The following is an 8,314-nucleotide window of genomic DNA, read 5'->3' on the forward strand; positions in this document are numbered from 1 at the left end:
ACCATCTACCGGCTCCCGATCCTGGCCCACGCCCGGGACGTCGAGGGGGCCCGCGAGCAGGTGGCCACCACCGTCATCCACGAGATCGCACATCACTTCGGCATCGACGACGACCGGCTGGACGAGCTCGGCTGGGCCTGATCGCGCGGCATCGCGACACCACCGACCGTAGGCTCGGTGGGTTCGAGACGCCTGCGCGAGGAGCCGCCCATGCCCACCATTGCCGTCGTCGGTGAAGTCGTCGCGGACGCCGTGCTGCCCCCGGACGGGATCGTCGACGGCGCGGCGCACCTGGCCGTCCACCCCGGCGGCGGGCCGGCCAACACCGCGGTCGCACTGGCCCGGCTCGGCAGCACCGCCCGGTTCGCCGCCCGGATCTCCGGGGGCGCGCTGGGGGCGCTGTGCCGGGCCAAGCTGGAGGCCTCGACGGTCGACCTGAGTGCGTCCGAGAATGCCGTCGAGCCGGCCACCCTGGCGATCGCCCGGCTGGACGCCGGCGGCGCGGCCTCGTACGAGTTCTACACCGACGGCACCGCCGATTGGGCCTGGACCGACGCGTCGCTGGCCAAGCTGATCGACGGCCCGTTCGGCGCCCAGTCCCCGCCGGTTGCGCTGCACACCGGGTCGCTGGCCCTGGCCCTGCAGCCCTCCGGCCAGGTGATCGAGAACCTGCTGGCCCGCGCCCGGCCGGCGATGACCACCTCGGTGGACCCCAACCTGCGCCCGCTGCTGGTGCCCGTCGCCTCCTACCGGCTGTGGATCGACCGGTGGGCCGGGCTGGCCGACATCCTGCGCCTGTCCGAGGACGACCTGGATCTGCTGTGGCCCGGGTGGACCCCGGAGCAGGCGGCCACCCACCTGCACGCCTGCGGGGTGCCGCTGGCCGTGGTCAGCCTCGGCGGGGACGGCGCCTTCGCCTCGCTGCGCGGCGAGCAGGTCCGGGTCCCGATCGCCCCGACCACGCTGGTCGACACGGTCGGCGCCGGCGACTCGTTCCACGGCGGCCTGCTGCACTTCCTGGCCGAGGGCGGCTACCTGGGCGGGCGGCTGGAGACGCTGACGCCGGCCGCGCTGACCGATGCCCTCACCTTCGCCTCGCGGGTGTCGGCGATCAACTGCTCCCGGGCGGGCGCCAACCCGCCGTGGGCCAGCGAGCTGGGCTGAGCCGCAACGCGACACGAACCCGGCCGACACATCCCCGCCGACCCCCGGCGCTACGGTCCGACGCAGCGACACGGACGCAGACGCCGGCAGACAGGGGTACGCGGATGGCCATCGGTTGGAAACCCGTCGGGATCGACACGCCCCTGCCGGTGGGCACACCGGTCAAGCCGGACGAGCGGCTGAGCTGGCCCAAGACCATCGGCGTCGGCGCCCAGCACGTGGTGGCGATGTTCGGGGCCACCTTCGTCTTCCCGATCATCATGGGCCTCGACCCGAATTTGGCGATCCTGATGTCCGGGGTCTGCACGATCCTGTTCCTGCTGATCGTCTCCGGGCGGGTGCCCTCGTACCTGGGCACCTCGGCCAGCTTCGTCGGGGCGGTGGTGGCGATCCGGGCGGCCGGCGGCACCACGGCCAACGTGACCGGCGCGATCCAGGTCGCCGGCCTGACCCAGGCGAACGTCGGGCTCCACGTGAACTTCGTGGGCGGGCCGACGGTGCGGCGGGTGCAGCCGCCGGTGGTCAGCGGCGCCGTCGTCATGCTGATCGGCTTCAACCTGGCACCGGTGGTCGCCGGCGTCTACTGGCCGCAGGACCCGGGCGTGGCGTTCACCGTCATGGCCTTCACCATCCTGGCCGCGGTCGCCTTCCGCGGGTTCTTCGCGCGGATCGCGGTGTTCCTGGCCCTGATCTTCGGGTTCGTCCTGTCCTGGGTGCTGGACGCGGTGCTCGGCCCGATCACGTCGGCCACCGGGACCGGCGAGGTCACCACCCACCTGCGGGTGGACCTGTCCGGGGTGCAGGACGCCGCCTGGTTCGGGCTGCCGACGCTGCACGCCCCGGAGTTCCAGCTGCAGTTTATCCTGCTCGCCCTACCCGGCGTGATCGCGTTGATCGCGGAGAACACCGGACACGTGCGGGCGGTCTCGGAGATGACCGGCGAGAACCTGGACCCGTACCTGGGCCGGGCGCTGTTCGCCGACGGGTTCGGCACCGCCCTGTCCAGCGCGATCGGCGGGTCCCCCACCACCACCTACGCGGAGAACATCGGCGTCATGGCCGCCACCCGGGTGTACTCGACCGCCGCGTACTACGTGGCCGCGGCGGTGGCCATCCTGCTCGGCCTGATCCCGAAGTTCGGCGCGCTGGTCAGCGCGACCCCGGGCGGCGTGCTCGGCGGCATCACCGTCGTGCTCTACGGCATGATCGGCCTGCTCGGCGCCAAGATCTGGATCGAGAACAAGGTCGACTTCGGCAACCCGGTCAACCTGGTGCCGATGGCCGCCGCGATCATCATCGGCATCGGCAACGTCACCATGACCTTCGGCAACGACTTCGAACTGTCCGGGATCGCGCTCGGGTCGATCGTCGCGATCGTCGCCTACCACGTGGCCCGGCTCGTCGCGCCGGCGTCGCTGCGCGAGCCGCTGCGCTGACGGCGCCCGGCCGGCGTCACCGGCGAGCCGCGCGCTCGCGCACCAGCTCGGCGAGCCGGGTTCGATCCCGGGCGTGCAAGGTGCTCAGGATCTCCGAGACGTAGTTCGCGACCGTCTTCACCGACAGATCGAGCTCGGCCGCGATCGCGGCGTTCGACAGGCCGTCGACGAGCAGCCCGAGCACCTGACGCTCCCGTGTCGTCAACTCCGGGAAGTCGGTCTCGGGCGGCGCGAACACCGGGACGGAACCGACGGCGCGGGCCCGCGCCGCGATCGTCGACCCCATCACGGTCGATCCGGCCGCCACCGCGCGAATGGCCGCGAGCACCTCGTCCGCACCGCAATCCTTGACCAGGTACCCGTGGGCGCCGGCCGCGACCGCCCGGGCCACGCTCAGCGCGTCGGCGGACATGGTCAGCACGACGATCCGGCTGCCCGGGCTGCGCCGCGCGGCGTCGGCGACGACCTGCTCCCCCGGCCCGTCCGGCAATCCGAGGTCCACGACGATGACATCCGGCCCGGCGGCGAACACCCGGTCGGCCTCCGCCGCGCAGGACGCCTCGGCGACAACCGCCAGGCCGGCCGACTCCAGCAGATTGCGCAGTCCCTCCCGGAACAATGGGTGGTCCTCGACGACACCGACGGTCGTCATGGCGACGCCCCGACCGGGCCGAGGACCGCGGTCAGGGTCGACCCACGCGGCGACGTCGTGAAGTCGACCCGACCACCGCGGCGCTGCACCCGGCGGCGGATCGACGGCAGGCCGATCCCCTCCGGGGCCTGCGAACCGGCCCCGACGCCGTCGTCGGTGACCGTGATCCACACACAGCCCGAGCCGTCGACCCGAACGGTCACCTCGCAGGTCATCGCGGCCGCGTGACGCCGCACGTTCGTCACCCCCTCCTGGGCGATCCGCAGGATGTCGGGCACCAGTTCGTCCGGAACCGGCTCGCATCGGAATCGGACCTCGAGATCATCGTCCCCGGTGCGCAGCCGCTCGACCAGGATCGCCTCCAAGCCCTGGCCGACGACCTCCTCGGGGCGCAGGTCGTAGGAGATCTCTCGAACCCGGCGGACCAGCGCCTGCGTTCCGCTCTCGATCGATTCCAGCATCCGTATCGCGTCCCCCGGCCGATCGCGAACGGTCCGGGCGGCCGCCGTCGCGGTGAAACCCAGACCGGCCAGGGCCGGACCGAGCTCGTCGTGCAGATCGGCGTGCAGACGACGACGTTCGTCGGCCCGGGTGGTCTCCAGCCGGGAACGCGCGAGCTGGGCCTCGCGCGCCGCATCGGCGCCGCGCAGCGCCGGCGCCGCGGCTTCCACGATCCGGTCGAGGATCAGCCGATCGCGCCGGGTCAGCCCGGGTTCGGCCGGACGCGGGCAGACGCGCAGTTCGGCGACGGCGGCGCCGCCGAACTCGACGTCGATCCGCTCGCTCGGCCGCCCGCCCGACCCGCGGGCGGCCAGTAACTCACCGTGCACGAGCACGTGGACGACGGGCACGCCAAGTGCTTCCTGGACCGTGCGGGCGACGGCGTCGCCCACCTGGGCGGGGTCGGGGGCCGACCCCAACCGGGCCGGGAGCGCGGCCAGCGGCCGTTGCGGCCCGCGTGAGTAGGCCAAGGCCGTCCCGATCCGGAGAAATGACCAGCCGGCCGGCAGCACGACCAGACAGGCGGCGGCCGCGGCCGCGCCCGGACCGGCGGCCCCGAGGACCGCGACGTAGGTCGCCGCGGCCACCAGCGCGGTGCCGAACACCGAGATCCCGATCCGGACCAGTTCGTCGACGGGCCCGCGGTCGCCGATCACGATGCCGGCGGCCGCGGCCAGCGGGACCAGCCACATGGCGGCGGTCGACGCGACCAGGTACCTGGGGTCCTCGAACACGGCCGGATCGGCGGCCGGTAGCTGCGCGATCAGCCCGACGCCGATGAAGATGCCGATCGCCGGGAGCAGGCCCAGGACCAGCCACTTGGTGCTCTGCCGCTCCGGGATCGACGAGCGCCGCCGGTACCGCCAGATCTGGCCGGCACACATCGCCCCGAAGGCCGCGATGAAGGCCACCGGGGCGACCGGCCGCAGGGGCGACCACGATTCGGCAACGACGACGGCCGCGGCGGCCAGCAGGGCAACGACGGTCAGTGGCGCGTTGGTCGGGCGACCGGTCGGGAAGATCAACAGCAGCACGATCCAGGCGATCATCGACAGCGCGACCACCCACGGCGGCAGCGGAACGGCCCGCAGCCCGGCGATGGTGACCGCGGCCACCGCGGCCAGGGTCCCCACGACGGACAGTTCCACCACCGGGGCCGCGGGCCACCGAGCGATCGCCCGGAGCGTCAGCACCGCGGCGGGGATCACGGCCGCGGCGACGGCCACCATCATCGCCATTGCCTGCATGCCTCGACGCTAAGGCTGCGCCACGCCGGTCGCTCGGGAATCGAGCCGCAGGGCAACCAGCCCGGCGACGATCGTGCCGCCGATCACCAGCGCGACCACGAACGGCCACATCCCGTCCGGGGCGCCCGGGAGGAACGGCAGCGCGACGGCGCTCCAGGCCTCCACCAGGCGGCTGACGATCACCACCCACACGGCGGCGGGGCGACCCCGCCAGGCCGGCACCAGGACCAGCAGAGTCAGGGCTCCGAATCCGATCAACGCCACGCTCATCCACATCGGCTGCGGGGCAACCCCTTCGTCGAGGCCGATCGTGGGATCGATCGACGAGGTGATCCCGTTGACGAGGTTGAAGATCGCCATCACGGCGGCCAGGACGAGGCCGGTCGACCCGAGGGTCCGTCGCCACCGCCGCCCGGTTTCCTCGCGCCGCGGCTGGAATGTCGAATCGGTCTGAACCATGGGTGCCTGCCCTCCGAGGTCGGCCTGCCGGTTGTCCGGTTCAGCCTCGGCGTCCGGCCCGGCACCCGACCAGGGCATCGGCATCCCAAGGGTCGGGAAGTTCCCGGGAACGCGCGACGGCGCGGTGGCACCGGGCCGCCGTCCAGCGGCGCGGGAGCGGCATCAACCGAGCAACGTGCGCAGCTTGCCCTTCGGGTGCCGGACGACGATCGAGCCGGACTTCTTCACGCCGGTCAGCAGCAGCGTCATGCCGCGGCCGCCGGTGCGCGGATCCACCTTGTTGTGGACGTGACCGCCGCGCATCTGCAGGCCGTCCACCCGGACGGTCGCGCCGACCGGCACGATCAGCTCGGCCGCGCCGCCGTAGTTGGAGCGGAACTCGACGGTGACCGTGCTGGACGCCAGCTGGGCCTGGGTGAAGTCGAGCTTGGTGCTGGCCCCGGTGCCACCGACCACGATCAGCGGCGGCGCGTTCCAGAAGCCCTTGAACGTCCGGGCCCCCCAGCCGAGCAGTTCCAGCACCCCGGCCGCCGGAGCCACGGCGCCGGAGTAGCCGGGCCCCACGGCCGGCACCGGGCGGGTCGCCGCGGCCGCCGCATCGACCGACCGGCCGGCGATCTGGAGGCCGGGCAGGTCGATGAGAACCGCGTTGAGGTCCCGGCGGGTGCGCGCGGCGATGACCTTGCCGCTGCGCTCGGTGTACTCCTCGATGTCGATCAGCCCGTGGCCGGTGGCCTTCTCCAGCAGGGCCAGCACGTGGGCCCGCTCGTCGTCGGAGACCCGCAGGTCGCGGGGGTCGATCGGCGAGGCCATGCGGCCCAGGATAGCCAGGGCGCGGCGGTCAGCGGCCGGCCCGGCGCCGGGGGCCGCCGGGGGGACCGGCGGCCGCCCCCGGCCCGGAGCCGGCGGTCCCGGGGTCCGGGCGGCCGGCGGGGGGGGCGGGCGCGCCCACCGCCGGGTCGACCACGTCGGCCGTCGGGTCGGCGCCGGTCGGATCGCCGCCGGCCGGCCCGTCCGCGGCCCCGTCGTCCAGCCGCGCCCCGCCCAGCGCCCGGCCGGCCCACGACTCCATCAGCCACCCACCGTCCAGGCGGCCGTTCAGGACGATCAGGCCGGTGTTGTGCAGGGGGTGGAACCGCTCGAACAGGTCCCGCCGCACCGCTTCGTCGGCCCCACGGACGGTGGCCCAGGTCCGCAGGACCGCACCGTGCGCGACCAGGGTGACCACGCCATCGTCACCGGCGCGGTCGGCGGCCAGCGCGGTCAGCTCCGCGACCACGGCGTCGAACCGGGCGACCACCTGCGCCCCCGTCTGCCCGCCGGGCATGGCCACGTCGAGCTCACCGTCCATCCACCGCCGCACGGTGCCCAGGTAGGTCCGCACCGCGTCCTCGTCGCCGCGCATCTCCAGGTCCCCGGCCGGCACCTCGCACAGGCCGTCCCGGACGAGCACGTCCAGGCCCCGGGCGGCGGCGAGCGGGGCGGCGGTCAGCTGGCTGCGGGGTTGGGTGGACGCGGCGATGACGTCGATCCGGTGCGCGGCCAGACTGTCCGGCAGCGCCCGCGCCTGCGCGTGGCCCAGCTCGGTCAGCCCCGGCCCGGGCGGGGCCGTGTCCAGCAGGCCCAGCACGTTGGACGGCGTCTGGCCGTGCCGGATCAGCAGCAGCCGCATCCTCAGTCGCCCCGCTGCCAGCGGCCGACCTGGGAGGCCGCCTGCTCGTAGGCGACCGGGGTCGCGAAGTCGGCCGTCGGGTCGTTGACCCCGGCGGCCCGGGGGTACGACCCGAGCCAGCGCAGCAGGGCCTGCCGGCGGATCAGCGCGGCGACCACGTCGGCCATCGCCGGATCGGCCAGATGCCCGTCGGCGTCGACGAGGAAGTAGTAGATGCCCAGCTTGGAGCGGGTCGGGCGCGATTCCAGCCGGGTCAGATTGATGCCGCGCGAGGCGAACTCGGCCAGCACCGCGAGCAGCGACCCCGGGTGGTTGCCGACGGACAGGACCAGCGACGTCCGGTCGTTCCCGGTCGGGGCGGGCGGCCGGCCCGGGCGCCGGATCAGCACGAACCGGGTCACCGCGTCCTGCACCGCCCCGATGTTGGGGACCAGGCTGGTCAGGCCGTACCGCGCGCCGGCGACGGGGGCGGCCGCGGCGGCGTCCAGCGCCCCGGCGGCGACGGCGGCGGCGGCCGCGGCGTTCGAGGCGGTCATCACCGCGTCCGCCGCCGGCAGGGTGGCCGCCAGCCACGGCCGGATCTGCGCGTGCCCGTGCGGGTGCGCCCCGACGGAGCGGATCGCGGCCAGGTCGGTGCCCGGCCGGACCAGCAGGTCGAAGGTGATCGGCACGTACGTCTCGGCGGTGATCAGCAGCGGGTCGCCGTGGGTGAGCTCGTCCTGGGTGACGGGCACCGCCCCCTCGACGGAGCTCTCCATGGCCGCGCAGGCCGCGGCCGCCCGCCCGGACCGGACCTCGTCCAGGGCCAGCGAGACGGTCCCGACCGGGTCCAGCCGTACCGCCGCCGACCCGGCCAGGGCGCGGGCCGCCTGCTCGGTGAACGTGCCCTCGGGACCCAGGTACGCCCACCGCTCCGTCGCCCCGACCACGCCGTCCAGCCTAATCGGCGTCGGGCGGCGGCCGTGGGCGGCGGGACGCCGGGTCAGCCGGCCGAACCGGTCTCCGGCGCCTGGGCCTGCAGCTGGGCCAACCGATCCGGATCCTGCACGCTCATCCAGGCCAGCACGTCACGGAACGGCACGCACTGCACGTCGGGCTGGCCGCACTTCTCCAGGACGAACTTGGTCAGGGCGTCCTCGTAGGCGTTGTTGTTCCACGCGTTGAAGTGGTTGCCCAGGACCAG

9 protein-coding genes and 1 pseudogene are annotated in these 8,314 nt (G+C 74.1%); 3 read left to right on the forward strand and 7 right to left on the reverse strand.

The window, feature by feature from the left end; all coding sequences use genetic code 11:
* The first annotated feature begins 3 nt into the window (after positions 1 to 3).
* The 3 genes from ACOJUF_RS26025 (at position 4) to ACOJUF_RS26035 (ending at position 2,600) form a co-directional block, all read left to right on the forward strand.
* Positions 4 to 141, forward strand: a complete 138-nt coding sequence (locus ACOJUF_RS26025) for a metallopeptidase family protein (protein WP_420124714.1) — start codon at positions 4 to 6, stop codon at positions 139 to 141.
* Positions 142 to 210: 69 nt separating this feature from the next.
* Positions 211 to 1,164, forward strand: coding sequence for a carbohydrate kinase family protein (locus ACOJUF_RS26030; protein WP_420124706.1), 954 nt, complete (start codon positions 211 to 213; stop codon positions 1,162 to 1,164).
* A gap of 104 nt (positions 1,165 to 1,268) precedes the next feature.
* The gene (locus ACOJUF_RS26035) at positions 1,269 to 2,600 is read left to right on the forward strand and encodes a uracil-xanthine permease family protein (protein ID WP_420124707.1); all 1,332 of its coding nucleotides are present in this window, start codon (positions 1,269 to 1,271) and stop codon (positions 2,598 to 2,600) included.
* 16 nt (positions 2,601 to 2,616) lie between these two features.
* Here the strand turns inward: ACOJUF_RS26035 and ACOJUF_RS26040 are convergent, their stop codons facing one another.
* From ACOJUF_RS26040 to ACOJUF_RS26070, 7 genes and pseudogenes are all read right to left on the reverse strand, one after another.
* Positions 2,617 to 3,252 carry a response regulator gene (locus ACOJUF_RS26040; RefSeq protein ID WP_420124708.1) on the reverse strand — a complete coding sequence of 212 codons (636 nt, stop codon included), beginning with the start codon at positions 3,250 to 3,252 and terminating at the stop codon, positions 2,617 to 2,619.
* Entirely contained in the window at positions 3,249 to 5,000 is a 1,752-nt protein-coding gene (locus ACOJUF_RS26045) for a sensor histidine kinase (protein WP_420124709.1), read from the reverse strand. Before ACOJUF_RS26045 ends, ACOJUF_RS26040 begins: the two co-directional genes overlap by 4 nt.
* A gap of 9 nt (positions 5,001 to 5,009) precedes the next feature.
* Positions 5,010 to 5,459 carry a hypothetical protein gene (locus ACOJUF_RS26050; RefSeq protein WP_420124710.1) on the reverse strand — a complete coding sequence of 150 codons (450 nt, stop codon included), beginning with the start codon at positions 5,457 to 5,459 and terminating at the stop codon, positions 5,010 to 5,012.
* A 162-nt stretch (positions 5,460 to 5,621) separates the two neighbouring features.
* On the reverse strand, positions 5,622 to 6,272 hold the full coding sequence (locus ACOJUF_RS26055) for a DUF1707 SHOCT-like domain-containing protein (RefSeq protein ID WP_420124711.1): 651 nt from the start codon (positions 6,270 to 6,272) through the stop codon (positions 5,622 to 5,624).
* A 28-nt stretch (positions 6,273 to 6,300) separates the two neighbouring features.
* Positions 6,301 to 7,131, reverse strand: a complete 831-nt coding sequence (locus ACOJUF_RS26060; RefSeq protein WP_420124712.1) for a histidine phosphatase family protein — start codon at positions 7,129 to 7,131, stop codon at positions 6,301 to 6,303.
* Positions 7,132 to 7,133: 2 nt separating this feature from the next.
* A complete protein-coding gene (pheA, locus tag ACOJUF_RS26065; RefSeq protein WP_420124713.1) occupies positions 7,134 to 8,060 on the reverse strand; it encodes a prephenate dehydratase in 927 nt (308 codons plus the stop codon).
* 53 nt (positions 8,061 to 8,113) lie between these two features.
* Positions 8,114 to 8,314, reverse strand: a pseudogene (locus ACOJUF_RS26070) (polysaccharide deacetylase); the annotation flags it as partial.

The sequence above is a fragment of the Nakamurella sp. genome, from assembly GCF_048594475.1.
In the GTDB taxonomy this organism is placed as follows: Bacteria; Actinomycetota; Actinomycetes; order Mycobacteriales; family Nakamurellaceae; genus Nakamurella.

Coding starts and splice junctions, on each gene's coding strand:
- ACOJUF_RS26060 (WP_420124712.1), bottom strand. CDS start 7,131: ATGCGGCTGCTGCTGATCCGGCACGGCCAGACGCCGTCCAACGTGCTG.
- ACOJUF_RS26040 (WP_420124708.1), bottom strand. CDS start 3,252: ATGACGACCGTCGGTGTCGTCGAGGACCACCCATTGTTCCGGGAGGGA.
- ACOJUF_RS26030 (WP_420124706.1), top strand. CDS start 211: ATGCCCACCATTGCCGTCGTCGGTGAAGTCGTCGCGGACGCCGTGCTG.
- ACOJUF_RS26045 (WP_420124709.1), bottom strand. CDS start 5,000: ATGCAGGCAATGGCGATGATGGTGGCCGTCGCCGCGGCCGTGATCCCC.
- ACOJUF_RS26050 (WP_420124710.1), bottom strand. CDS start 5,459: ATGGTTCAGACCGATTCGACATTCCAGCCGCGGCGCGAGGAAACCGGG.
- ACOJUF_RS26035 (WP_420124707.1), top strand. CDS start 1,269: ATGGCCATCGGTTGGAAACCCGTCGGGATCGACACGCCCCTGCCGGTG.
- ACOJUF_RS26055 (WP_420124711.1), bottom strand. CDS start 6,272: ATGGCCTCGCCGATCGACCCCCGCGACCTGCGGGTCTCCGACGACGAG.